Source organism: Faecalibacterium sp. (assembly GCF_052358865.1).
Classification (GTDB): Bacteria; Bacillota; Clostridia; order Oscillospirales; family Ruminococcaceae; genus Faecalibacterium; species Faecalibacterium butyricigenerans.
Window position 1 is genome coordinate 1 of the sequence record NZ_DAWCVJ010000016.1, and the last position, 24,587, is coordinate 24,587.

Annotated in this window: 24 protein-coding genes; 23 read left to right on the forward strand and 1 reads right to left on the reverse strand. The window is 63.6% G+C overall.

Annotation, left to right across the window (positions count from 1 at the left end):
• On the forward strand, positions 1–527 hold a 527-nt coding region (locus tag ACT8X9_RS04375; protein WP_444268240.1), incomplete at its 5' end, for a potassium transporter TrkG.
• A 63-nt stretch (positions 528–590) separates the two neighbouring features.
• Here the strand turns inward: ACT8X9_RS04375 and ACT8X9_RS04380 are convergent.
• Positions 591–2,135 (reverse strand): YifB family Mg chelatase-like AAA ATPase, encoded by a 1,545-nt coding sequence (locus tag ACT8X9_RS04380; RefSeq protein ID WP_444268241.1) that lies wholly within the window; start codon positions 2,133–2,135, stop codon positions 591–593.
• Between the two features lie 307 nt (positions 2,136–2,442).
• On the opposite strand from ACT8X9_RS04380, the gene ACT8X9_RS04385 reads away from it, so the two are divergent.
• The 22 genes from ACT8X9_RS04385 to ACT8X9_RS04490 all read left to right on the forward strand — a co-directional run bounded on the left by ACT8X9_RS04385 (position 2,443) and on the right by ACT8X9_RS04490 (position 24,335).
• Entirely contained in the window at positions 2,443–2,835 is a 393-nt protein-coding gene (locus ACT8X9_RS04385) for a hypothetical protein (protein WP_444268242.1), read from the forward strand.
• A 73-nt stretch (positions 2,836–2,908) separates the two neighbouring features.
• Positions 2,909–4,591, forward strand: a complete 1,683-nt coding sequence (locus tag ACT8X9_RS04390) for a phospho-sugar mutase (protein ID WP_444268261.1) — start codon at positions 2,909–2,911, stop codon at positions 4,589–4,591.
• 232 nt (positions 4,592–4,823) lie between these two features.
• Positions 4,824–5,936 (forward strand): 2-C-methyl-D-erythritol 2,4-cyclodiphosphate synthase, encoded by a 1,113-nt coding sequence (ispF, locus tag ACT8X9_RS04395; protein WP_444268262.1) that lies wholly within the window; start codon positions 4,824–4,826, stop codon positions 5,934–5,936.
• 17 nt (positions 5,937–5,953) lie between these two features.
• Entirely contained in the window at positions 5,954–6,853 is a 900-nt protein-coding gene (gene cdaA, locus ACT8X9_RS04400) for a diadenylate cyclase CdaA (protein WP_444268243.1), read from the forward strand.
• A complete protein-coding gene (locus ACT8X9_RS04405) occupies positions 6,850–8,145 on the forward strand; it encodes a CdaR family protein (RefSeq protein ID WP_444268244.1) in 1,296 nt (431 codons plus the stop codon). The genes cdaA and ACT8X9_RS04405 overlap by 4 nt, the downstream gene beginning before the upstream one ends.
• Before the next feature lie 4 nt (positions 8,146–8,149).
• Entirely contained in the window at positions 8,150–9,745 is a 1,596-nt protein-coding gene (locus tag ACT8X9_RS04410; protein WP_444268245.1) for an NAD(P)/FAD-dependent oxidoreductase, read from the forward strand.
• 8 nt (positions 9,746–9,753) lie between these two features.
• Positions 9,754–11,094, forward strand: coding sequence for a 5-bromo-4-chloroindolyl phosphate hydrolysis family protein (locus ACT8X9_RS04415; protein WP_444268246.1), 1,341 nt, complete (start codon positions 9,754–9,756; stop codon positions 11,092–11,094).
• A complete protein-coding gene (gene recJ / locus ACT8X9_RS04420; RefSeq protein ID WP_444268247.1) occupies positions 11,091–13,223 on the forward strand; it encodes a single-stranded-DNA-specific exonuclease RecJ in 2,133 nt (710 codons plus the stop codon). The genes ACT8X9_RS04415 and recJ overlap by 4 nt, the downstream gene beginning before the upstream one ends.
• Before the next feature lie 2 nt (positions 13,224–13,225).
• A complete protein-coding gene (locus tag ACT8X9_RS04425; protein WP_444268248.1) occupies positions 13,226–15,580 on the forward strand; it encodes a RelA/SpoT family protein in 2,355 nt (784 codons plus the stop codon).
• A 1-nt stretch (position 15,581) separates the two neighbouring features.
• Complete coding sequence (dtd, locus tag ACT8X9_RS04430; protein WP_227620233.1) at positions 15,582–16,046, forward strand: D-aminoacyl-tRNA deacylase; 465 nt, start codon at positions 15,582–15,584, stop codon at positions 16,044–16,046.
• Between the two features lie 3 nt (positions 16,047–16,049).
• Positions 16,050–16,655, forward strand: a complete 606-nt coding sequence (locus tag ACT8X9_RS04435; RefSeq protein WP_227620234.1) for an MBL fold metallo-hydrolase — start codon at positions 16,050–16,052, stop codon at positions 16,653–16,655.
• A gap of 16 nt (positions 16,656–16,671) precedes the next feature.
• Entirely contained in the window at positions 16,672–18,141 is a 1,470-nt protein-coding gene (gene hemZ / locus ACT8X9_RS04440) for a coproporphyrinogen dehydrogenase HemZ (RefSeq protein WP_444268249.1), read from the forward strand.
• The gene (locus tag ACT8X9_RS04445) at positions 18,107–19,042 is read left to right on the forward strand and encodes a uridine kinase family protein (RefSeq protein WP_227620236.1); all 936 of its coding nucleotides are present in this window, start codon (positions 18,107–18,109) and stop codon (positions 19,040–19,042) included. Before hemZ ends, ACT8X9_RS04445 begins: the two co-directional genes overlap by 35 nt.
• 204 nt (positions 19,043–19,246) lie before the next feature.
• Positions 19,247–19,696 carry a zinc ribbon domain-containing protein gene (locus tag ACT8X9_RS04450; protein WP_444268250.1) on the forward strand — a complete coding sequence of 150 codons (450 nt, stop codon included), beginning with the start codon at positions 19,247–19,249 and terminating at the stop codon, positions 19,694–19,696.
• A gap of 173 nt (positions 19,697–19,869) precedes the next feature.
• Entirely contained in the window at positions 19,870–20,595 is a 726-nt protein-coding gene (locus ACT8X9_RS04455) for a MazG family protein (RefSeq protein ID WP_444268251.1), read from the forward strand.
• A gap of 32 nt (positions 20,596–20,627) precedes the next feature.
• Positions 20,628–20,897 carry an HU family DNA-binding protein gene (locus ACT8X9_RS04460; protein WP_227620239.1) on the forward strand — a complete coding sequence of 90 codons (270 nt, stop codon included), beginning with the start codon at positions 20,628–20,630 and terminating at the stop codon, positions 20,895–20,897.
• A gap of 73 nt (positions 20,898–20,970) precedes the next feature.
• Positions 20,971–21,258 carry an RNA-binding S4 domain-containing protein gene (locus tag ACT8X9_RS04465; protein ID WP_227620240.1) on the forward strand — a complete coding sequence of 96 codons (288 nt, stop codon included), beginning with the start codon at positions 20,971–20,973 and terminating at the stop codon, positions 21,256–21,258.
• 57 nt (positions 21,259–21,315) lie between these two features.
• Complete coding sequence (locus ACT8X9_RS04470; RefSeq protein WP_444268252.1) at positions 21,316–21,600, forward strand: YabP/YqfC family sporulation protein; 285 nt, start codon at positions 21,316–21,318, stop codon at positions 21,598–21,600.
• Positions 21,597–22,058 (forward strand): hypothetical protein, encoded by a 462-nt coding sequence (locus ACT8X9_RS04475; RefSeq protein ID WP_444268253.1) that lies wholly within the window; start codon positions 21,597–21,599, stop codon positions 22,056–22,058. Before ACT8X9_RS04470 ends, ACT8X9_RS04475 begins: the two co-directional genes overlap by 4 nt.
• Positions 22,059–22,105: 47 nt before the next feature.
• Entirely contained in the window at positions 22,106–22,414 is a 309-nt protein-coding gene (locus tag ACT8X9_RS04480; protein ID WP_444268254.1) for a septum formation initiator family protein, read from the forward strand.
• A gap of 63 nt (positions 22,415–22,477) precedes the next feature.
• On the forward strand, positions 22,478–23,014 hold the full coding sequence (locus tag ACT8X9_RS04485) for a S1 RNA-binding domain-containing protein (protein WP_227620244.1): 537 nt from the start codon (positions 22,478–22,480) through the stop codon (positions 23,012–23,014).
• A 100-nt stretch (positions 23,015–23,114) separates the two neighbouring features.
• Entirely contained in the window at positions 23,115–24,335 is a 1,221-nt protein-coding gene (locus ACT8X9_RS04490; RefSeq protein ID WP_249233398.1) for a THUMP domain-containing class I SAM-dependent RNA methyltransferase, read from the forward strand.
• Positions 24,336–24,587: the final 252 nt, after the last annotated feature.

Consider the following 24,587-nt stretch of genomic DNA (forward strand, 5'->3'; position numbering starts at 1 on the left):
TCGGCTCCAGCATCACGACCACCGGCTTGTCCAGCTGTGACTTCGACCGCTGGCCGACGTGGGCCAAAGAGGTGCTGGTGCTGCTGATGTTCGTGGGTGCCTGTGCGGGCAGCACCGGCGGCGGCATCAAGGTCAGCCGTTTCCTGCTGCTGGGCAAGACGCTGGGCAAGGAGCTGAAACAGGCCCTTCACCCGCAGGTGGTGGCTCCCGTCCGGATGGACGGCAAGCTGGTCAACCACGAGACCATCCGTACCACCAACGTCTATATAGCGGCCTACATCTTCCTCTTTGGAGCGAGCCTGATGCTGGTGAGTCTGGACGGCTTTGACATGGTGACAAACTTCACCTCCGTCGCCGCCACCTTGAACAACATCGGCCCCGGCCTCAATCAGGTCGGCCCCATGATGAACTTCGGGGCTTATTCCAACTTCGCAAAGCTGGTGCTCATCTTCGATATGCTGGCCGGCCGTCTGGAGATCTTCCCGATGCTGGTGCTCTTCCTGCCCGATACATGGCGGAGATTCTGAGAAACTGCTATAGCAACGACAAAGCTCCCCCGGCTTGGACTGCCGGGGGAGCTTTTTGTGGTCTCAGAACGTCAGCTCGACCTTTTCCTGTGCGCGGTACTGCAGCGCTTCCAGCAGGGAGTCCTCGTCGAGGAGGCGCTTGCCTGCGAGGTCGGCCACGGTGCGGGCCACCCGGAGGATGCGGTCGTGGGCGCGGGCCGAGAGGCCCAGCGTCTCGTAGGAGGCCCGCAGGAGCTGCTCGGCGGCAGGGGTCATCCGGCAGATGCGCCGCACCTGCCCGGCGGTGAGCTGGGCGTTGCAGTGCACGCCCTCGTAGCCGGGGGCAGCGTACCGCTGGGCCTGAATGGCCCGCGCCGCAAGGACCTGCCTGCGCAGCTCGGCACTGCTCTCAGAGGGAGAGACGCTGTGCAGCTCGTCAAAGGCGACGGGGTCCATCTCGACGCAGAGGTCGATGCGGTCCAGCAGCGGGCCGGACACCCGGCTGCGGTACTGCCGCACCGCGCTGGGGGAACAGGTGCAGGCCCGGGTGGGGTGGCCGTAGTAGCCGCACTTGCAGGGGTTCATGGCGGCAACGAGCTGGAAGCGGCTGGGGTAAGTGGCGCTGCCGGCGGCCCGGCTGACTGTGATGCAGCCGTCCTCGAGGGGCTGGCGCAGCACCTCGAGGCTCTCGCGGGAAAACTCGGGCAGCTCGTCGAGGAAGAGGACGCCGCAGTTGGCCAGACTGCACTCGCCGGGGCGGAAGAGTGCGCCGCCGCCCGCCAGCGCCGCCGAGCTGGCCGAGTGATGGGGACTGCGGAAGGGCCGGGCCGTCACGAGGCCCCGGCCTGCGGGCATCTGCCCGGCGATGGAATAGATCTTGGTGGTCTCCACAGCCTCCTCCCGGCTCAGCGGGGGAAGGATGCCGGGGAGACGCCGGGCCAGCATGGATTTGCCGGTGCCGGGTGCGCCGATGAGCAGGACGTTGTGCCCGCCTGCAGCGGCAATGACCATCGCCCGGCGGGCCAGCGGCTGACCGCAGACGTCGGAGAAGTCAGGGACATGGTTCCATGCATCGGCAGGGTCGAAGGGAACAGGAGCCGTAGGCGGGATGGGCTGGACGCCCCGCAGAGCGTCCACGACCTGACGGGCCGTTGCAGCGGGGAAGACCTGCATCTCGCTGCCTCCGGCCTCAGCGGCCTCGGCGGCGTTCTCCGCCGGGACGTAGAGCGCCCGCACCCCGCTGGCGGCGGCTTCCAGTGCCATCGGCAGCACGCCGGATACGGGCCGCAGGCTGCCGTCCAGCGCCAGCTCACCCAGAAAGGCGGTGTCCTTCGGCGGCGTTTCCAGCTGCCCGGAGGCCGCCAGCACGGCCAGCAGCAGGGGCAGGTCGTACACCGGGCCGGTCTTGCGGACATCGGCCGGGGCAAGGTTGATGGTGATGCGGCGGTCGGGCCACTTGAAGCCCAGATTCTTCAGGGCCGCATGAACGCGGTCGCCGCTCTCCCGGACGGCAGAGTCCGGCAGGCCGACGATGGAGAGGGCGGGCATCCCGCCCGAGATGTCGGCCTCGACCTCTACCGGGAAGCCGTTGAGGCCCTTGAGGCCGAAGCTCTTGAGGACTGCGTACATGGGGCGCTCCTTTCTGCCCGACAGGGGGCGGCAGGGCCATTAAAATTTTTTGATTTGTGCTGTTGTATCCATCTCAAAAAAGAATCATTGCATGATTCTACGTAGCGCCGATGTTTATTTTGAAATGATGGACGAAAAATGTAAAATCGTTGGATAAGAAACGACTAAGAAATGGAAAAAGCAGGGCGTTGCCGTCCGGGTTCGACACAATTTTTTATCTGAATCTATTATATTAGAGGGCATGTGAGATGTCAACGAGACACGCGCAATGAGAACAGGCAAAAAACAAGATCGGAGGAAGGATCATATGGTTGCGAAAGAGTACTGCTGTTATACCCGGCCCTATTCGAATATCGAAGGCTATCAGCGCGCATACACGCTGTGCTATTACGCAAGCCTGGAGAAAGAGGGTGTCGTGTTGGCAGTGCAGCGGCAGCAGGGCGGGGAATGCACGACGGAACAGGTCATCTGCCCGACGGGCGACTTCGGGCGGCTGATGCCTTTGATGCGGTATCTGTGCGAAAATGGCGTTGGACTGGGCCATTGGACCGAAGTGCTGGACGACGCAGGGGTGGCCTACTGGCCCTGTATGGCGGCAGAGGGAGGTCGGCAAAGTGGAAAGCCGACGCGATTTGTAGCATTTGCTGGTTTTGAGGGGGAAAACTTGGTACATAATCCTGAATTGACACAAAGCGTTTAAAAGCTTATAGTATAAGTAGACTTGGATGAATTTGTCCATTATGGTCAAAAATAACAAAGGTAAGGTGTGCAATATGTATCAGGATGAGTATAAGCGCTGGCTGGCAGCAGATCTGGAAGACGCAGATCTGAAGCCGGAACTGGCCAAGATCGAGGGAAATGACGACGAGATCAAGGACCGCTTCGCCGTTGCGCTGAAGTTTGGCACCGCCGGCCTGCGCGGCGTGCTGGGCGCTGGCACCAACCGTATGAACATCTACGTCGTGCGTCAGGCCACGCAGGGTCTGGCAAACTGGGTCAAGACGCAGGGCGGCAGCCAGACCGTGGCCATCAGCTACGACAGCCGCCTCAAGAGCGACATCTTTGCCAAGACGGCTGCCGGGGTCCTGGCAGCGAACGGCATCAAGGTGCGCATCTACGACGCGCTGATGCCGGTTCCCGCCCTGAGCTTTGCCACCCGTTACTACGAGTGCAACGCGGGCATCATGGTCACAGCTTCGCACAACCCCGCCAAGTACAACGGCTACAAGGCCTACGGCCCCGACGGCTGCCAGATGACCGATGACGCCGCCGCTATCGTCTACGATGAGATCCAGAAGACCGATGTCCTCACCGGCGCAAAGTACATCTCCTTTGCAGAGGGTGTCGAGCAGGGCCTCATCCGCTTTGTGGGCGACGACTGCAAGAACGCCCTCTACGCTGCCATCGAGGCACGTCAGGTGCGCCCGGGCCTGTGCAAGACGGCTGGCCTGAAGCTGGTCTACAGCCCCCTGAACGGCTCCGGTCTGGTGCCGGTCACCCACGTCCTGAACGATATGGGCATCACCGACATCACCATCGTGCCGGAGCAGGAGTATCCCAACGGCTACTTTACCACCTGCTCTTACCCCAACCCTGAGATCTTCGATGCCCTGAAGCTGGGCCTCGACCTCGCCACCAAGACCGGTGCAGACCTGATGCTGGCCACCGACCCCGACGCCGACCGCGTGGGTATCGCTATGAAGTGCCCGGATGGCAGCTATGAGCTGGTCTCCGGCAACGAGATGGGCGCTCTGCTGCTGGACTACATCTGCGCAGGCCGCATCGAGAAGGGCACCATGCCGAAGGACCCCGTCGCCGTCAAGTCCATCGTCTCCACCCCGCTGGCCGACGCCATTGCCGCTCATTATGGCGTGGAGATGCGCAGCGTGCTGACCGGCTTCAAGTGGATCGGCGATCAGATCGCAAATCTGGAGGCTGCCGGTGAGGTGGATCGCTTCATCTTCGGCTTCGAGGAGAGCTACGGTTATCTGGCCGGTCCCTACGTCCGCGATAAGGACGCCGTCATCGGCTCCATGCTCATCTGCGAGATGGCCGCTTACTACCGCAGCATCGGCTCCTCCATCAAGCAGCGTCTGGAAGAGATCTACAAGGAGTATGGCCGCTACCTGAACAAGGTGGACAGCTTCGAGTTCCCCGGCCTGACCGGCATGGAGAAGATGGCCTCCATCATGCAGAAGCTGCGTGACGAGCCGCTCACCGAGCTGGCCGGCCACAAGGTGGTCAAGGTCACCGACTACAAGAAGCCCGAGGAGACCGGCCTGCCTGCCGCAAATGTCCTCATCTACACTCTGGACAACGGCGCTACCGTGGTCGTCCGTCCCTCCGGCACGGAGCCGAAGATCAAGACCTACTTCACCACGCTGGGCAAGGACCTCGCCGAGGCACAGGCTCAGAAGGATGCTCTGGCTGCTGCCATTGAGCCCATCCTCGCATAACGCGGAAATCCCATCAGAAATTTATGCCCCCGTTCAGCGCCAAAAGTGCTGCACGGGGGCATTTTTGATGGGTGTGGGCGGTTGCAGTTTGGGGCCTGATACGCTATAATATTCAATGAGTCATAATAAGCTCCGGGCAGTGTGGCATGGGGCAGGAAGAAAATGGGGCAGGTGTAAGAAATTGGACTATCGTGTGACGGCTGTTCTGGTGGCGGCAGGCTCCTCCACCCGGATGGGATTTGATAAACTGAGCTTTGATCTGGGCGGCGAGACCGTGCTGGAGCGGAGCGTCCGGGCTTTCGACGAGTGCCCGGAGGTGGACGAGCTGGTTCTGGTGACTGGCGCGTCGGGCGAGAACGCAGAGCGGGCCGCAGCCCGGTGCAAAAAGCCGGTGCAGCTGGTGCGGGGCGGTGCGACCCGGGCCGAAAGCGCCCGGAACGGCGTAGCCGCTGCCCACGGGGCGCTGGTGGCCGTCCACGATGCGGCCCGGCCCTTCGTGAGCGGGGAGGTCATCGCCGCCGTGCTGAAGGCGGCTGCCCGCTGCGGGGCTGCCGCCCCGGCAGTGCCGGTGAAGGACACCATCAAGCAGGCGAAGGGCGGCAGCGGCAAGACGGTGCCCGTCGGCTGCATGGTGGAGGATACCCCCGACCGCAGCACCCTTTATGCGGTGCAGACGCCCCAGTGCTTCGACCGCGCAGCCTATCTGGCGGCGCTGGACGAGCTGGACGAGGCCCGCGCCCGCCTCGTCACCGACGATTGCAGCCTGTTCGAATTAACGGGCCGTCCGGTGGAGCTGGTGCAGGGCGACTACGCAAACATCAAGATCACGACCCGGGAAGACCTGCCCCGGGCGGAGAACGGAGGAAAGAAGATGCGCATTGGTCATGGTTACGACGTCCATCGTCTGGTGGAGGGCCGCAAGCTCATCCTTGGCGGCGTGGAGGTGCCCTATGAGAAGGGCCTGCTGGGCCACTCGGACGCCGATGTGCTGGCCCATGCGGTGATGGATGCCGTGCTGGGCGCGGCAGCGCTGGGCGACATCGGCCAGCACTTCCCCGATACGGCGGAGGAGTACGCCGGGGCGGACAGCCTCGTGCTGGCCCGCCGGGTGGCGGAGATCGTCGCCGCACAGGGCTGGCGCATCGAGAACATCGACGCCACCATCCTCTGCCAGCGCCCCAAGCTGGCCCCCTACATCCCGGTCATGCGGGAAAAGCTCGCCGCCGCCTTCGGGCTGCCGGTGGAGGCTGTGAGCGTTAAGGCGACCACCGAAGAGCATCTGGGCTTTACCGGCGAGGGGCTGGGCATCGCAGCCCACGCCGTCGCCCTCATCGAAGCTGTGTGAACGGGAGAGTGTGACCCATGACTTTGAACTCTATCGTAGCAAACTTTCAGACCTTCAAGCTGGTAGACCTGCTGGATATCCTCATCATCGCGTTCCTCATCTACCAGCTTCTGGGCATCGTCAACCGCACCCGGGCCGGTCAGCTGGCCAAGGGCGCGCTCATCGTGCTGGCGGTCTATCTGGTGGCCAACATCCTGAATATGCGCACCGTTACTTGGCTGTTGAACTCGCTGTTGCAGGTCGGTCTGCTGACGCTGGTGGTACTGTTCCAGCCTGAGATACGGCGTGCGCTGGAACGGATGGGCCAGACCGACCAGTGGGCCTACCGCTTTTTCAACAAGAGCCGCTACAACGACACCAGCCTCAAGGGCGCGTGGCGCAGCGCCATCATCGCCATCTGCGATGCTGCCGAGCGCTTTTCGGAGACCAAGACCGGCGCCCTCATCGTGCTGGAACGGAATACCAACCTCTCGGAGATCGTCCGCACCGGCACGCCCGTGAACAGTGCGGTCAACCTTGAGGTGCTGGGCACCATCTTCTACGAGGGCACCCCCCTCCACGATGGAGCGGCCATCATCGAAAATGGCCGCATCAAAGCCGCAGGCTGCGTGCTGCCCCTTTCCAACAACCTCGACCTCGGCAAGGACATGGGCACCCGCCACCGCGCCTGCCTCGGCATCGCCGAGAACTCCGACGCCATCGCCATCGTGGTCAGCGAGGAGACCGGCATCATCTCGATGGCGAAGAACGGCGTCCTCATTCGCCACTTCGACCGCCAGACCCTCTACACCCGTCTGGTGGATGAGATGATCCCCAAGGAGACGGCCAGCGAGAAGAGCGCCGCCGAGGGCTGGAAGGCCCGGGGCAAGCGCCTGCTGAACTGGGTGAACGCCAAAGAGGAGGAAGAGCAGCAATGAGCACCGAGCAGAACAACGGCATGAAGCCTGCCGTGCCCCCTAAGCGCAGCCTGCTGAGCGACCGCCGTGTCCGGCTGCTGCTGTCGCTGCTGGGCGCAGTCATCGCGTGGATGGCTGTCACCATCGTGGTGCAGCCCGGCACGACGACCACCATCTATAATGTCCCGGTGGACTTTACCTACGATTCGTCCGCCTACACCTCCCGCGGCCTGAGCATCGTTGACGCGGAGGAAAAAACGGTCAATTTAAAGCTTTCCGGCGACGGCTACACCATCGGCAGCCTGTCGGCCAACGACTTCGTCGTCTATCCCGACTGGTCCAGCGTCCGCGACAGCGGCGAAAAGACCCTCCGCCTTCAGGTCCGCAGCCAGAGCACTCTGCTTACCGGCGTGGCCGTCTCCATCGACGGCAGCAACACGGTGGACGTGGTGTTCGATGTGGTGGAGGAGAAGACCCTGCCCATTCAGGTGACGACGAACTATCTGAAGATCGCCGACGGCTATATCCTCTACGGCACCGAGGTCTCCAAGGAGACCGTGACCCTCTCCGGCCCCAGCACCGAGCTGAGCAAGGTGGAGACCTGCACCGCCGAAGTGACCCACAACGGCGAGCTGACCAGCCCCGTCACGCTGGACACCGACCTGCGGTTCTACACCCGCAGCGGCAGCGAGGTGAAATTTGAGTATACTACCCTCGAGGCGGACAGCGTCGAGGTCACGCTGCAGGTGTACAAGCTGGCGACATTGCCGGTGAAGGTGAGCTTCATCAACGCCCCCCGGGACTTCGACCCCTCGGTGCTGGTCTACTCCCTGAGCAAGAAGACCCTCAACGTGGCCGGGCCGGAGTCGCAGATCGATAAGCTGTCCACCCTGTCGGTGGGCACCATCGACCTTTCCACCTTTGCGCTGGATAAGGTGTATGAGATGCCCATCGAGCTGCCCAGCGGCATCCGCCTGCTGGACAATATCTCCACCATCACGGTCAGCTTCGACAGCTCCCGTCTGGAGACCAAGACCATGAACCTGCCCGCCAGCTGTGTGCAGGTCGTCAACCTGCCCTCTACCTACACCCTGACCGTGGGGACCGAGCGGCTGATGAACGTCACCCTCTGCGGCCCGGCCAGTTCGCTGGAGGCCCTGACCCCGGAGCAGGTGGTCATCGAGATCGACGCCGACGACTTCTACGTTGCCATCGGCCAGCAGAACATCGCCTGCCGCCTCTATGTGCCCTCCAACGACAAGATCTTTGCGCTGGGCAGCTATGTGGTGCAGTGCAAGATAGAAAGTAACTGAGTATATGATCCTGATTCGTGATATTCGCCTGCCCCTCTCCGCCGGGGAGCAGCAGGCCTATGAAAAAGCCCTCCACCTCGCCCGGATCCCCCGCAGCAGGGTGAGCCATCTGGGCATCGCCAAACTCTCGGTGGACGCCCGCCACGGCCAGCCCAAGCTGGTCTACACCGTGGCGGCGTCCCTGAAGGAGGAAGGGGAGGAGCCTGCCTATGCAGGCGCTTCGCCCAGCGTCACCGTCCGGGGCAGGACCGACTTTTCGGTGGAGAACGGCACCCAGCCGCTGGCCCACCGGCCCGTGGTCTGCGGCCTCGGCCCGGCCGGACTTTTTGCAGCGCTGCTGCTGGCCCGTCAGGGCTACCGGCCCATCGTGCTGGAGCGCGGCCCGGCGCTGGAAGAGCGCGTCAAGGCTGTGGAGCATTTCTCTGCCACCGGTGAGCTGGACGAGAACGCCAACATCCAGTTCGGCGAGGGCGGCGCAGGCACCTTTTCGGACGGCAAGCTCACCACCCGCATCGGCGACGAGCTGTGCGGCTTCGTGACCGAGGTGTTCCTCGAGCACGGCGCCCCCAGGGAGATCGCATGGCAGCAGAAGCCCCATGTAGGCACCGACCTGCTCCGGGGCGTCATCACCTCCATCCGCAGGGAGATCGAGGCGCTGGGGGGCGAGGTCCACTTCAACACGGCCCTCACCGGCTTCGAGCGCCGGGACGGCCGCCTCGTCGGCATCCGGACCACGGGTGGTGCCTTCCCCTGTGAGGCACTGGTCTTTGCGGTGGGCCACTCGGCCCGCGATACCTTCGGGATGCTGATGGACAGCGGCCTCGTGCTGGAATGCAAGCCCTTCAGCGTCGGCTTCCGGGCCGAGCATCTCCAATCGGAGATCGAAAAGAGCCTTTACCACGAGGCAGCAGGCCACCCGGCCCTGCCGCGGGGCGAATATCAGCTTTCGCAGCACGTTGAAAAACGGTGCGTCTATACATTCTGTATGTGTCCCGGCGGTCAGGTGGTGGCTTCGGCCAGCGAAACAGGCCGCGTCGTGACCAACGGCATGAGCTACCACGCCCGCAGCGGCAAAAACGCCAATGCGGCGGTGGTGGTCAGCGTGGGCGGTGAGGACTTCGGCGGCGACCCCCGCAGGGCCATCGCCTTCCAGCGAGAGCTGGAAGCGAAGGCCTACGCGGCAGGCCGCAGCGCGGGCGAGTATGCCGCCCCGGCGGAGAACATCCAGAGCTTTTTGGAGGGCAGGGGGCAGCTGAGCATCGGCCGCGTCCAGCCCACCTATGACCGCGGCGTCCGGGCCGCCGACCTCGGCGCACTGCTGCCGACGGAGCTGGCTGACACGCTGCGGGCGGGACTGCGCGCCTACGAGCGGAAGATCGCAGGCTATACCGCCCCCGAGGCCATCCTGACAGGTCTTGAGACCCGCACCAGCAGCCCGGTGCGGCTGAAGCGGGAAGAAAACCTTGAATGTGCCCAGCTGGCGGGGCTTTACCCCTGCGGCGAGGGCGCAGGATATGCGGGCGGCATCATGAGCGCCGCCGTCGATGGCCTGCGGGTGGCCCGCGCCATCATCAGCCGGTACAGTCCGGCAGAAGGGTGAGAAGTTGAATGACTGATCGTGAAAACGATTTCCAGAATCGTTCCGGCCAGAGCGGGGCACAGGACAGCGAGGGCCGTCAGGTGCAGCAGGAGCTGGAACGCCAGCTTCGGGAGCTGGGTGATACCATGTCCGACGCCTTCCGCCACGGCTTTGAGGGCCGGGGGGAGGAACTCGGCGACCGTGCATGGAACGTGGGCCGCGCCGCTGCGAATGCCGCAAGCTACGGCATCTCGGAGGCAGGCCGGGCGTTTCAGGCCGGGAAGCAGAAGTATCAGAAGCGGGCTGAGGAGGCCCGGAACGCAGCTCCGAACGGGGAGAACGCCGGCGGGATGCCGGGCTGGGCGCGGAGCTTTTTCGCAAAGAAGCCGGTGCCGACCCCCATCGACGATCTCCGCACCAGCGCAAAAAAGCGCCACAACGCAGGCGTCGCCATGCTGGCGACCGGCATCACCTTCGCCGTCCTCTTCGGCATTACGGCCATCGCCTGCTTCGGCACGGCGGGAATGTTCACCTCCGGCAGCGCGGCGGGGGCGGCTGATATGACGGTCCTCGGTGCCATCGGCGAGTTTGCCATGAGCGCCATCCGGGCCACGGCGTGGTGCTCGGCAGCGGTGACGGCCGTGTTCGGCTGGCTCACGGCGGCGGGCGCTTCCCGGATGAAGGCCGCGAAGACGCTGGAGCTGTATGCCGACACCGCCGAGGGCTTCGACTGGCACAAGGGCCTCTCCCTCTCGATGCTGGCCGAGCTGACCCATAAGAAGAAGGCCAAGGCCCTCCGGCTGCTGCGGAAGTTCATCCATAAAGGCTGGCTCAGCGCTTGGATGGACGAGAAGAACGACAAGCTCTACCTGACGGCGGAGGACTACCGCACTGCGCAGGAAAATCAGCCGGAGCCTGAACCGGAAAAAGCGCCGGAACAGACCGAGGATGTCCCCCTGAACCTCGAGACGACCCGCCGCTTTGCGCAGGTGCTCGAGAAGGAGACCTCTCTCATGGAGGATGAGCGGGCGGTGGAGGAGCTGCAGCATATGCAGAAGACCACCGAGTCCATCAGCGCGTGGCTGGAAGCCCACCCCGAGAGCCTGCCCAAGGCCCGCCGCTTTGCGGAATACTATATCCCCACTACCCTCAAGCTCCTGCACACCTACAACGACGTGCAGGGCCAGCAGGGCGAGAACGCCGAGGCCATCCGCAGGGACATCGCGGGCATCCTGCACACCCTGAATCAGGCCTACGACAACCTTTACGATAAGCTTTTGTCGGACATGGCGCTGGACGTTTCCAGCGAGATCGCTGCGCTGCAGGGGATGCTGGCCAACGATGGTCTGGCCGGGGAGGAAATGCGATGACCTACCGGGCTTGGAACACCAAAGAAGTTGACCGTGCGGCCCTGAAGGAGCTGACCGCCGCCATCGCCCAGCAGAACACCGAAGAGCTGGAAAACCAGAGCATGGACGATGGGCCGTGGAGCGAGGAGAAATACCGCTCGGTCTTTGCGGCCCAGCAGAAGGAGGCAGGTTTGCTGGCCGGCATCCTCGCTGCCCGTGGCATCACCGACCCCGCCGAGGCGCTGACACTGCTGGCGGGCGAGGAGGAGCTGAGCGACCCCATGCTCCTGACCGACATGGACAAGGCCTGCGCGCGCATCCTGCGGGCCATCGACGAGGGCGAGACCATCGTGGTCTTCGGCGACTACGATGTGGACGGCGTGACCGCCACCGCTCTGCTCTATCAGCACCTCAAAGGGATGGGGGCCAGCGCCAAGTGTATGCTGCCCAGCCGGGAGGGCGACGGCTACGGCCTGTCGAAGAACGCCATCCAGTCCATCTACGATAAGGGATGCCGCCTCATCGTCACGGTTGACAACGGCATCTCGGCGGTGGAGGAAGCCGCCTTTGCGGCCAGTCTCGGCATCGACCTCATCATCACCGACCACCATCTGCCCCACGAGAGCCTGCCGCAGGCGGTGGCCATCGTAGACCCCCGCCGGGCAGATGACCACAGCCCCTTCAAGGGCCTGTGCGGCGCGGGCGTGGCCTTCAAGCTCTGCGCTGCGCTGGACGGATGCCCGCCGGAAGAGATGCTGGAATACTGCGGCGACCTCGCCGCTGTGGGCACGGTGGCCGACGTTATGCCCCTGACCGGCGAGAACCGCACCATCGTCAAAGCCGGTCTGCGCCAGCTCCAGAACACCGACCGGCCCGGCTTCTGCGCCCTGCTGGAAGAGGTGGGGCTTGCGGGCAGGCCGGTGACGGCGGAGAACGTCAGCTATGCCATCGCCCCCCGCATCAACGCGGCGGGCCGGATGGACAGCGCCGTCACAGCCCTGCAGCTGGTGCTCTGCGAGGACGAAGACCGGGCCGAGGAGCTGGCCCATAAGCTGACCGACATCAACAGCCAGCGGCAGGAGACCGAGATGGAGATCGTCCGGGCCGCGCAGGAGCTGCTGGATGCCGAGCCGGAGCGCCTCGAGGACCGGGTCATCCTGCTCTGGGGCAGGGACTGGCACCCCGGCGTCATCGGCATCGTGGCCTCCCGCCTCGTGGAAAAGACGGGACGCCCGGTCATCGTGGTGTCGGTGGATGAGCACGGCGAGGGCAAAGGCAGCGGCCGCAGCGTGCAGGGCTTCAACCTGCACGAGTGCATCGCCTCCTGCGCCGACATCCTGCTCCGCTTCGGCGGCCACGCCATGGCAGCGGGCCTCTCGGTGCGGGAGGAAGACCTGCCCACCCTCCGTCAGCGGCTCAACGACTGGGCGGCACGGGAGTGCCCCGTGCTGCGCACACCGCCGCTGGAATGTGACCTGTCCGTCCACCTCGACCGCCTTACGGTGGAGAGCGTCCGCCGCCTCGACCAGCTGGCCCCCTACGGTGCCGACAACCCCAGCCCGGTCTTCGTGCTGGAAAAGGCTGTCGTGGAAGGGGTGTATGCGGTCTCGGAGGGCAAGCACTCCCGCCTGCGGCTGCGGCAGGGGAACGCCAGCCTCTATGCGGTCTGGTTCGGGATGCATCCCGAGCAGGTGCCCTATGCCGCCGGCGATGTCGTGGATGCGGCAGTGAGCCTGTCGGTCTACGATTCGGCCCGGGGGCCGCAGCTGTCGGGCCGCATTCTGGAGCTGCACCCGGCGGGCCTCGGCAACATTGCGGCGGAGCAGGCGGCTCTGGTGCAGGCGCTGCGCCGGGGCGCGCCCCTGACGCCAGAGCAGAAGGAGGCTGTCGCCCCGGAGCGCAGCCATATCATCACTGTTTACCGGGAGCTGCAGGCGCGGCGCTGGCACGCCGAAGACCTGCAGCCCCTGTTCGCAAAGCTTGGCGAGGAGAATACCGGCAAGACGCTGGTGGCGGTCGCCGCGCTGGAACAGGTCGGCCTCATCACAGCGGCCGACCGGGGCGGGGCCAAGTTCTGGGAGCTTGTGCCAGCCACCGGCAAGAAGAACCTCGCCGATGCGCCCATCCTGAAATGTCTGGAGGATCGATAAAGATGCCTGAGGGAAAGAAAATCACCGCCCCTGTGCCCGCAGCACCGGCTGCGGCGGGAGAGGACAGCTATTCTGCAAAGACCCATCTCCACCAGCCCATGCCGGTGACGGAGATGGCGACCGTGGCCGCTACGGCCCTGCCGGCCAACGCCCCCGAGGGGACGCTGCCCTCGGAGGTGCGGCCCGAGATCGTGACGTGGGACAAGCTGGTGGAGGCCATCAAGGCCAGCGGCAAGGCCTACAACATGGCCATGATCGAAAAAGCCTACAATATGGCCAACGACGCCCACAAGGGCGTCTGCCGCCGCAGCGGTGAGCCCTATATCTGCCACCCGCTGGCCGTGGCCCGCCTCGTGCTGGACCTCGGCATGGACACCGAGAGCATCGCCGCCGCCCTGCTGCACGACGTGGTGGAGGATACCCCCACCACGCTGGCCGACCTGACCGCCGCCTTCGGCGAGGAGGTGGCCCTGCTGGTGGACGGCGTCACCAAGCTGACGAAGATCCAGTTCTCGAACATCGAGGAGCTGCAGGCCGAGAACCTGCGCAAGATGCTGCTGGCCATGAGCCGGGACGTCCGCGTCATGATCATCAAGCTCTGCGACCGTCTCCACAATATGCGCACCGGCGATGCATGGCCGGAGCAGAAGCGCCGCGACAAGGCCCGGGAGACCATGGAGGTCTATGCTCCCATTGCCAACCGGCTGGGCATCCTGAACGTCAAGGAGGAGCTGGAAGACCGCAGCCTCCACTACCTCGACCCCGTGGGCTACGGGGAGATCAACAAGATGCTCAGCGAGCGCGCCGGGGACGAGTTCCTCGCCAGCGTGTCGGGCGTCATCAAGAACCGCCTCGAGGAGAGCGGCATCGAGGGCGCTACCATCAAGCGGAGAGTCAAGAGCATCTACGGCATCTACCGCAAGACCATCATGCAGAACAAGTCCTTCGACGAGATCTATGACATCTATGCGGTGCGCATCATTCTGGATACGCTGGCCGAGTGCTACAGCACGCTGGGCCTCATCCATGATATGTACCACCCTCTGCCCAACCGCTTCAAGGACTATATCTCTACCCCCAAGCCCAACGGCTACCAGAGCCTTCATACCACGGTCATCGGACACGAGGGCATCCCCTTCGAGGTGCAGATCCGCACCCGGAAGATGGATGAGCAGGCCGAGTACGGCGTCGCCGCCCACTGGAAGTACAAGGAGGGTCTCGACGGCCACGATAAGCTGGACGAGCGTCTGGCATGGGTGAGCCAGCTGCTGGAAAATCAGCGCGTCAGCGAGGATTCCGGCAACCTGCTCCACGACCTGAAGAGCGACCTGCTGCCGGAGGAGGTCTTTGCCTTCACCCCGAAGGGCGACGTCATCAACCTGCCTGCCGGTGCCAACTGCATCGACTTCGCCTATGCCATCCACTCCGCCGTCGGCAACCGGATGGTGGGCTGCAAGGTCAACAACCGCATCGTCCCCATCGACCATGTCGTGGCGACGGGTGAGATCATTGAGGTCATCCTCGGCCCGGCGGACAAAGGCCCCAGCCGCGATTGGCTCAAGATCGTGCGCACCAGCGAGGCCAAGAGCAAGATCCGCAACTGGTTCAAGAAGATGCGCCGGGAGGAGAACATCCAGCAGGGCCGCGACGCGCTGGCCAAGGAGCTGCGCCGGGAGATGATCTTCATCCCCGACGACCAGCTGGACGAGTTCGTGGGCAGTTGCAGCCGCCGCCTGCGCCAGAACAGCGCAGAGGAGATCTATGCCGCCATCGGCTACGGCGGCATGACCATCGCCAACTGCCTGCCCAAGCTGAAAGAGGAGTGGCAGAAGCTCAAGGCCGCCGAAGCCGCCGAGAACAAGACGATGGAAGATCTGCCGAAGGTGGACCTGAGCCGCGTCCACGCCACCGACGGCGTGGTGGTGGAGGGCTTCGACAACACCCCCATCAAATTCGCCAAGTGCTGCTCGCCCCTGCCCGGTGACCCCATCGTGGGCTTCATCACCCGGGGCTTCGGCGTCTCCATCCACAAGCAGAGCTGTGCCAACGCGATGGCCAGCATGAAGGACCCCTCCAACGCCCCCCGCTGGGTCAAGGCCTACTGGGCCGACAGCGTCCGGGACAGCTACAAGGCGGGCCTCGAGATTATCGCGCTCAACCGCAACGAGCTGCTGTCCGATGTGCTGGCCGCACTGGCAGACATCCGCGTCCCCATCTATGCTATGAACGCCCGTCAGGTAGAAAACAACTGCGCCATCATCAGCCTGACCATCGGCATCAACAACACCGAGCACCTCAACCGCGTGGTGGCCCGCCTGTCCAAGGTGCGGGATGTGCTCAAGGTAACAAGGAGCTAATATGCGTGCAGTCATTCAGGCCGTATCCTCGGCCAGCGTCCGGGTCAACGGCGGCGAGCCGCGCCCCATCGGCCCCGGCCTCGTCATCCTGCTGGGCGTCAAGGACACCGACACTCTCGACATCGTGCCCAAGCTGGCCGAAAAATGTGCGGGTCTGCGCATCTTCAAGGACGAAAACGACAAGCTGAACCTCAGTGCGAAGGACCTCGGCTACTCGGCGCTGGTGGTGAGCCAGTTCACCCTTTACGGCGACACCAAGAAGGGCTTCCGACCCAGCTTCATCAAGGCGGCAAAGCCGCCTCTCGCCGTGGACGCCTACGAGCTGTTCCTCGCCGAGATGAACAGGCAGGGCCTCAAGAGTGTCCAGCACGGCGAGTTTGGCGCAGACATGCAGGTGTCGCTGGTCAACGAGGGTCCCTGCACCATCGTCATCGACACCGACGAGTGGCACAAAGGAGAAAAGTAAACCATGAAGGCATTTCATCTGGTCGGCCCTGCGCCGTTTTACACCAACAGCTTCCTGCTCATCTCGGACGCGGGCCATGCAGTCGTCATCGACCCCGCCGCAGAGGTGCAGGAGTACGACAAGATCCTGAAAGAGCAGGGCGGAAAGCTGGCCCTCATCCTCTGCACCCATGGTCACTATGACCATGTGGGCAGCGCGGGGGTCCTCAGCCGCGAGTGGGGTGCAAAGCTCTACTGCGAGTCTGCCGACTGTCAGGGTACCCAGCTGCTGCCCCTCAGGGAGTCGGACAGCGGCTACGCGGAGGGCGGAGTCCTCACGCTGGACGAGCTGCGCTTCACCGTCTGGCACACCCCCGGCCACACCGAGGGCAGCGTGGTGCTGCTCTGCGAGAACTATTTCTTCGTGGGCGACACCGTGTTTCAGGGCAGCATCGGCCGCACAGACCTCGAGGGCGGCGACAGCCGGAAGATGGACGAGAGCCTGCGCAAGTTCGCAGCCCTGCCCGTCCCGCCCGAGGCGCAGATCCTGCCCGGCCACGGCGATTTCTCCACCTTCGGGCAGGAGGTCGCCACCAACTTCTATATCCGAAATGCACTGAGAAACGCATAAAAAGGCGGGAACACACATGAATATCTATATCACGGGCCTCAGCTCGGGCTACGAGGTGGAGCACCTCGTCCGCCTGTTCTACCCGATGGCCCCGCTCACCCTCACTCCGCCCGAGGAGGGCACAGACTGCGTCTGGGCTGAGAGGCGGCCCGACAGCCTCTGGGCCATGGTACGGCAGGGCGGAAAGAGCCAGACCGCCGAAGCACCGCTGCCCGCCCCGGCAGAGGAGGGCGGAGAGACGCCGGAGTTCGCGCTGGCCAGCCTGACCTATGACCTGCTGCGCCGCTGGACGGGCATCCGCCCCCCTTGGGGCAAGATGACCGGCGTGCGGCCGGTGCGCCTCGTCCACGACAAGCGGGCCGCAGGCTGGACGGAGGAGCAGATCGACGACTTTTTCCTCGGGCGGTTCGACTGCTCGCCCGAAAAGTACGGGATGGCCAAGGCCATTGCCGACCTACAGGAGCCGATTTTAAAAGCGGGCAGCGCCCCCAAGACCTACAGCCTCTACATCGGAATCCCGTTCTGCCCCTCCCGGTGCAGCTACTGCAGCTTCGTCAGCTGCAACCTCGACCGGGACCGCAAGCTGGTGCAGCCCTATGTGGACTGCCTCTGCCGTGAGGTCGAGGCCATCCGGGAGGAGGCAGACAAGGCCGGGCTGAAGCTGTGCAGCATCTACATCGGCGGCGGCACCCCCACCAGCCTCTCGGCGGCGCAGCTGCGCCAGCTCATGGGAACAGTGCGGGACTGCTTCGACCTTTCCGCTCTCGTGGAGTATACGGTGGAGGCCGGACGCCCCGACTGCACTGACGCCGAAAAGCTGGCGGTCATCAAGGAGTACGGCGCGACCCGCATCTCCATCAACCCACAGACCTTCTCCGACGAGGTGCTGGCGAACATCGGCCGGAAGCATTCGGCACAGGACATCCTCGACTGCTGCGCCGAGGCCCGGGCCGCAGGCCATGACGACATCAATATGGATCTCATCGCGGGTCTGCCCGGTGACACGGTGGAGGGCTTCGAAAAAAGCCTGCGTCAGGCCATCGCCCTTGACCCCGAGAACATCACCGTCCACACCCTGACCCTCAAGCGGGCCTCCCGCATCGTCATCGAGGACCAGAAGGAGAACGACTACGCGGACGTTGCCGCCATGCTGGAAAAGTGTCATCTGCTGGCCGAGGCAGGCTACCGTCCCTACTACCTCTATCGTCAGAAAAACACCCTTCAGAATCTGGAAAATGTGGGCTGGTGCAAGCCGGGCCACGAGGGGTATTATAATATCTATATCATGGAAGAGGTCCAGACCATCCTCTCGGCCGGCGCAGGCGGCAGCACCAAGCTGGTGGCCGACGGCGGCAGGCGGATGCAGCGCATCTTTAATTTCAAGTATCCGACGGAATACATCCAGCGCTTCGATGAGGTGCTGGAGCGGAAAAAAGGAGTGGCTGATTTTTATGATCACGATTTGGGTACCGAAACGTCTGGTTGAGATCGATCTGTATAATGTTGCAGCCCAGAATCCGGCGGCGCTGGCGCAGATGAGCGAGCAGAGCTACCGCCAGCGGGTGGAGTATGCCGCCCGGAAGATCAGGGATTCCCGCGCCAAGATCGTCATGCTCACCGGCCCGTCGGCCAGCGGCAAGACCACCTCGGCGCACAAGGTGGCCGAGGCGCTGGAAGCCTCCGGCACGCCCGCCCACGTCATCAGTCTGGACAATTTCTTCAAGGGGGCGCAGTATTATCCCCGCCTGCCCGACGGCACGCTGGACTACGAGAACCCCGACACGCTGGATATGCCCCTCATCCGCCAGTGCCTCAGCGAGCTGAGCACCACCGGCAAGACCGTGCTGCCCATCTACGACTTTGCCACAGAGTCCCGCTCCTCCGAGACGGAGACGCTGGACCTCGAGGGCGGCGTCTGCATCGTGGAGGGCATCCACGCCCTGAACCCGGAGCTGACGGGCCTCGTAAAGGGCGACGACGTCTACCGCATCTATGCCGGTCTGCGGGAGGAATACTGCATCGACGGCCGCCGGGTCATCAACACACAGGACATCCGACTGTGCCGCCGCACCCTGCGGGATGCTGCCGCCCGGGGCCGCAGCCCCGCCAAGACCCTCGCCATGTGGGACCGGGTCCTCGACGGCGAGACGCGGTATATCAAGGGTTTCAAAACCACGGCAGATTTCCTGCTGGACACCTCCTTCACCTATGAGCTGGGCCTGATCGCCAAGCTGCTGCGGAAGGTCTGCCAGCGCTTCACGCTGGAAGGCCACAACGCCGAGCTTTGGGACGAGACGGCCCGCCGCTTCGAGCACGTCGCCCCGGTGGAGCTGGATCTGCTGCCCGCCGACAGTATGCTGCGGGAGTTCTACGCAGGCGAGCTTTAAAGGACGCCAGAACGCTGAAACTGGGCAAATTGCGAAAAAACTGTTTCCAAATCCGCACCATTCTGTAAAACTTGGGTGGGATTCGTTGCATTCCCCCGGGGAGTGCGCTATAATGAAAATAATCTCCGGCGGCACAGGGACAGCCTGAGCAGAAAACGCAGAGGAGTGCTGCCCACCCGGGCACAGACAAGTGAGGTGTCTTTTATGGACTTCAATAAGATCAAGGAAATGGGCCTCGAGTATGCCGAGAAAGGCAAAAATGCCGCGCTGGATCTGGCCGAAAAGGGCCGGACGCAGGCCAAGATCGTGAACGCACAGGGCAAGCTGTACAAGGCGCAGCGCCAGCTGGGCGCTCTGGTGTATAGTCTGGCCAAGGGCAACGAGGAGAACCAGCCCCTTGTGGACAAATACATTGAGATGATCGCCAACATCGAGCAGGAGCTTGCCGACCTGAAAGCCTCTCTCGAGCCGGATACCATCATCGAGACCACCTTCGAGGAGAAGGACGAGGCCGACGACGACGTGACGGAGGATGCCCCCGCAGCGCCTGCCGAGGAAAAGCCTGAGGCCGACGAGGCCAAGACCTGTCCCCAGTGCGGCGCACCCGTCTCGGACGATGCGCTGTTCTGCAACAAGTGCGGCGCACAGCTGTAACAGACCTGCGCAGGGCGGTGTCCCCCGGGGGATGCCGCCTTTTGTTGTGAATGAAATGAAAATTTTGCCGCAAAAAGCCGGAAAATAGGCTTCGGCCCTTGCATTCCGGTGGATTCTGCGGTACAATTTGAATCTGTTCGCAGATGCTTTCGGTACGCAGAAAGGAGACGGCCATGCAGGACTGGACGCCGCGTGAACACTATACGGCGGAGGACCTCGTGGAGATCATCCGCATCCTGCGGGACAGGGACACCGGCTGTCCGTGGGACAAGGTGCAGACCCATGCCTCCATCCGGAAAAACTTTCTGGAGGAGACCTGCGAGGCGCTGGAAGCCATCGACGCCGACGACCCGGCCATGATGCAGGAAGAGCTGGGCGACGTCCTGATGCAGGTGGTGTTCCACACCGTCATCGAGGAGGAGCGGGGCCGCTTCGACATGGAGAAGGTCTGCCGCGAGGTGTGCGAGAAGCTCGTATTCCGCCACCCGAACATCTTCGCTTCCTCGGCGGCGGAAAATGCTGGTATAAACGGCTGGGATGCGCTCAAGAATAAGGAAAAGGGCCGCACCACGCTGGCCGACGAGCTGGACACCGTGCCGCTGACCCTGCCCGCCCTGATGCGCGCCCAGAAGCTCCAGAAGCGGGCCGCGCGGTTCGGCTGCGGGCCGGAGGATGCCGCCGGGGCAGCCAGAGCGCTGGACAGCGCCAAAGCCGGGTGGGACGAGGTACAGACGCAGGAGAGCGCCGGTGAGCTGCTGCTTGCCGCTGCAGACGCCATGCGGCTGGCCGGTGTGGACGCCGAGGAGGCCCTGACCTTCGCGGCCAAGCGGTTCACCCAGAGGCTGGAAGCAGACGAAACGGAAACGGGTACCAGACGGATACACCGTCTGCTCGAATAGAAAATGTTGAGAATATTGTGGAGGCTTTTATTATGACCAAGACCGATCTGATCGCACAGGTTGCGGCAAACACTGAGATGAGCAAGAAGAGCGCCGAGATGGCTGTCAACGCCGCATTCGAGGCACTGGGCAAGGCGATGGCCGAGGGCGAGAAGATCTCCATCTCCGGCTTCGGCACCTTCGAGGTGCGTGAGCGCGCAGAGCGTCAGGGCATCAACCCCCGCACCCGCGAGCCGATCACCATCGCTGCTTCCAAGAGCATCGTGTTCAAGCCGGGCAAGTCTCTGAAGGACACCCTGTAAGAGAGGCCCCACCGCCGCCGGAACCTTTAGGCCCGGCGGTTTTTTTGTAGGAGAGGTTGATAAGGAGTTTAGAATGCGCTTAGATAAATATCTGAAGGTTTCGCGGCTCATCAAGCGCCGCACTGTGGCAAATGAGGTGGCCGATGCGGGCCGCATCCTCATCAATGGAAAGACAGCCAAGGCTAGTCAGGCCGTCAAGGCCGGGGACATCATCGAGGTGACGTTCGGCAACCGGCCCATCAAGGTCAAAGTCCTCTCCGATGTGGAGCCGCGCACCAAGGACGTGGCCCGGGAAATGTACGAGATCATCGAGCAGGACAGCGTCCTCGCTGTCGCCCACGACCCGGCACAGGCCGAGTAAAACGGCATAAGCAGGCTCCTCCCCGCATAGGATGACAGAAAAGGGGAGGGGTGTGCCATGAAACAGCAGGACGCAAAGCCGGAGCAGGCCCTGCCGCATGACCTCATCTTGGAGGGGCGGAACAGGCTGACCGCCACCGGCGTGCGGCGGGTCCTCCGCTGCGATGCAGAGGGCGCGGCTCTCCTGACCTCGAAGGGCACGCTGGAGCTGACCGGGGCAGAGCTGAGCATCACCAGCCTCGACCTCGACAAGGGCGAGGTAAAGCTTGCAGGCCGGGTGGACACGCTGGAGTATACCGCAGAGCACACGCCGGGCGGTTTTCTGCGCCGCCTCATCCGATGATGGGTCCAGCCCTCCCGCCCGGTGCGGTGGGGCAGGAGATGCTGGCCTGCGGGCTGCTGGGCGGTGTGCTCGGCGCGGCCCGGGCCGTCCTGCCCACCCGGGGGCGGGCGGCCTTTTTGCCCGACCTGCTCTTTGTGGGCTGCGTGCTGATAGCCCTGCAGGGCTATGCCGTCTCCCAGAGTCAGGCCGGGCAGCTGCGGGGCTATATGGCGCTGGCGGCGTTCTGCACCGCCGGTGCGGTGCAGGCGGTGCTCCGGCCTCTGTTTGCGGAGGCAGAAGCCTTGGCGGGCCGGGTGCTGCTGGGGCCGGTAAAGCTTGCGGCCCGGTGCATCGCCCCGTGGAAAGCCGCCCGTGCCGCCGCCAAAGTACGGCGGAACGAAAAAAGACTTGCAAAAAAACCGAAAAAGAGCTTGCCAACACCGCCGCGTATGTTGTATAATTCAAACGTATCAAAGTAAGAGTACAGGCGCATTGGGCCTGCTGTTGAAAACGGGGGCACTGTGTTATGGCAAATCCGAGCCGGAGAAAGCGGAAGAGAAAGGCATCCGTCGTGGGTGCTGTGCTGAAGCTGCTGTTCGTTCTGTTTTTGTTGAGTATGCTGGCGGCATACATCGCAAATCAGGTGGCGCTCAGCTCCAAGAAAGCGGAGCTGGACACCCTGCAGGAGCAGATCGAGCAGCAGAAGACCCAGAACGAGGAGATGCAGCGCATCCTCAGCGGCGATTCGGATGACGTGACCGAGTGGGTCGCCCGGGACTCTTATAATTATGCGGCGGCCAATGAGCGCATCTTCGTGGATGTGACGGGCAACTGATGCCGCGCCCCCGGCGGCTTGCGGCCGGAGGAAAACATATTAGTCAACAAGGAGTATTGAGTTTTGGCGATTGAGGTAGGGAATATTTTTGAAGGCCGTGTCACCGGCGTAAAGCCGTTTGGCGCATTCGTTGCGCTGCCGGAGGGCCGCGTGGGCATGGTCCACATTTCTGAGGTGTCCAACGAGTATGTCCAGGACATTGCAACGGTGCTGCACGACGGCGACACCGTGAAGGTGCAGGTCATCAATGTGGCGCCGGATGGCAAGATCGCACTGTCCATCAAGCGGCTGCTGCCTCCGGCACCCCGCGCCCCGCGGGAGGGCCGAGGCCCCCGCCCCAACAGCAACGGCCCGCGAGAGGGCGGCTTCCGCCGCAACGGCCCCGGCGGCCGTCCGCAGGGCGGACGCGGCCCGGCCCGGGACGCTGCGCCCCGGGTATGGCAGCCCAAGGCCCCGGCCAAGAGCGATAACCTGAGCTTCGAGGACATGATGAGCCGCTTCAAGAGCCAGAGCGAGGAGAAGATGGCAGACCTCGACCACGAGACCAACAACCGCCGGGGCGGCGGCTATGCTCCCCGGGGACGCCGCGGCAGCCGCTGAGCCGTCCGCACAAGACGAAGAAGCTTTGGGCCTGCCCCCAGCGGGGCGGGCCTGTTTTTTGGTGCGGCAGCTGCTGCACCCGACAGGAAAGGAAACCAGAATGCCTGCAAAATTTGAACTCATCGCCCCCTGCTTTTTCGGGTGCGAATCCACGGCCAACTTTGAGCTGCGCCGCATCGGTGCCGAGGACATCCGGGTCAGCGACGGTCGTCTGACCTTCAAAGGCGGTGCGGAGATGATCGCCGCCGCCAACCTCAACCTCCGCACGGTGGAGCGGGTCATGCTGCTCCTCAACACCTATACGGCCACCACCTTCGACGAGCTGTTCGATGGAGTCTACTCCATCCACTGGGAGGAGCTTCTGCCTGCCGATGCGGCTTTCCCGGTCACTGGTTCCTCGCTGAACAGCCAGCTGTCCAGCGTGCCGGCCTGCCAGAGCATCATCAAGAAGGCGGTCGTCAAGCGCCTGATGCAGGGCCACCGCACCACCAGCCTGCCCGAGACCGGTGCAGAGTATAAGATCCGTTTCATGCTCCGCAAGAATGTCTGCGAGATCATGCTGGACACCACCGGCGACGGCCTCCATAAGCGCGGTTACCGCCGCAACTCCATGGAGGCCCCCATCCGCGAGACGCTGGCTGCGACCATTGCCGACCTTGGCCGTGTCCGCCGCGACAGCCTCGTGGAGGACCCCTTCTGCGGCAGCGGCACCCTCCTCATCGAGGCTGCTCAGAAGGCCATGAACATCGCCCCCGGCCTCAAACGCCGGTTTGCCGCCGAGCGGTACAGCTTTGTGCCCGCCGCCGTCTGGGCCGAGCAGCGCCAGAAGGCTCTGGCGGAGTCCAAGCTGGACGTGGGCTTCGAGGCTTTCGGCTACGACATCGACCCCGCTGCAGTGGCTCTCGCCAACGCCAACGCCAAGCTGGCCGGTGTGGAGAAGCGCTGCCACTTCGAGGTGGCTGACGTGGCCGACTTCGCAGCCCGAAGCGAGGCCATCGTCCTGACCAATCCCCCGTATGGCGAGCGGATGAGCACCATCGAGGGAGCTGCCAAGCTGGCCCGCACCCTCGGCCAGCAGATGGAGCTTCACCCCTGCGCAGGCGTCTACGCCATCACCGCTGATATGGACTTTGAGCACCACTACGGCAAGCGGGCCAACAAGCGCCGCAAGATGTACAACGGCATGATCCCCTGTCAGCTGTATATGTACTACAACGCCCCCAAGTCGGAGCAGGCCCGTCCCGCAAAGCCGATGCCCAAGAGCGGCTTTGACGGCAAGCGCACCCAGCCCGGCCACACGGGCCGTTTCGAAAAGAAATAAAGTCCCGAAAGACCGCACGGCAAATGAGCAGCGTGCGGTCTTTTTCCTGCCTATCGCAGGTCAGTAAAACCGCGAAGCACGAAAACAGTATCGCTGCTGCCGTCGCAGGAGATGTTGAATTGCTGTAAATTTACAAGAGAATGGTTGAACGCAGGCGAAAAATAGATTATACTAATATCTATGGCTGTGGGAGGCGTAGGCCTCCGAAAAAGAGGCTGCGCCCAGCTCGTCGGCGCGGCGGACGAAAGGAAA